This window comes from Komagataeibacter kakiaceti JCM 25156 (assembly GCF_000613305.1).
Window position 1 is genome coordinate 1 of record NZ_BAIO01000687.1, and the last position, 1,026, is coordinate 1,026.

At 66.0% G+C, this 1,026-nt stretch carries 1 protein-coding gene; it reads left to right on the forward strand.

Annotated features, from left to right (window positions below):
• Window positions 1–903 (forward strand): DNA methyltransferase (locus JCM25156_RS25995; protein ID WP_242402739.1); only part of this gene is annotated, 903 nt, incomplete at its 5' end.
• Window positions 904–1,026: the final 123 nt, after the last annotated feature.

Genomic DNA, 1,026 nt, shown 5'->3' on the forward strand with positions numbered 1-1,026 from the left:
CTGCGGCCCGATCCCGCGCTGTCACGCGGGGCGGCGGACGCGCGGGACTGGATCATTCAGGGGGATAACCTCGCCGCACTGGCCACGCTCATGCCCGATCTGGCCGGTCGGGTGGATATGGTGCTGATCGACCCCCCCTATAATACCGGGCGGCGTGACTGGCTGTATGATGACAGCGCCAGCACGCCCGCCGTAAGGCACTGGCTGGAGGCGGCGCTGGGCGCGCGGGCGCGCACCCTGTCGCGGCAGGACAGGTGGCTGTGCCTCATCTATCCCCGCCTGATCATGCTGCGGCGGCTGCTGGCGGAAAATGGCGTGATCGCCTGCTGTATCGACGACCACGAATATCCCCGCCTGCGGCTGTTGATGGAGGAGGTGTTCGGACCCGAAAACTTCCTGGCCACCTTCGTCTGGGTCAATACGGGCAATATGGACAACCACAGCCGCATCAAGACCAATCATGAATATGTGGTGGTCTTCGCGCGGGAGGCGCGGCGTTTTGTTCCCGGTCATGTCATCGCGCCACAGGTCGGTGCGCGCAGCAAGCTGCGGCGGCCGGTCATCCGCAACACCATCATCAAGAATGGCCCGCGCAACCCGGTCTCCGATCTTGTGCTGCCTGTGGGTTTTCCGGCCAGTTTCACGCGGGGGGACATCGCTCCTCCGGTTGATGCAACCTTCTGGCCGCGTTTCACCACGCCGCTTGTCGTGCGCGCGGGGCGGCTGGCCCGACCCGTCACGCTGCGCAGCGGGTGGAGTTCACGCAGGCAGTGCGCGGCTTTCATCGCGGGTGGTTTCCGGGACATTCGCGACCGGCGCGGACTGAAAACCCGCTTTTACCTGACCCCGAGCGGCGCGGTTTTCATGGAAAAGGACCGCGATGACCGCTCCAGCATATCCTGAGCGTGCTGGAGGGCATGGGCACCGTGCAGCAGGCCGCGGCCGGTCTGGCGCGGCAGGGCGTGCGCTTTGATTACCCCAAGCCCGTTCCGCTGGTGCGTTACCTGCTCAGCGCGCTGTGCCCCC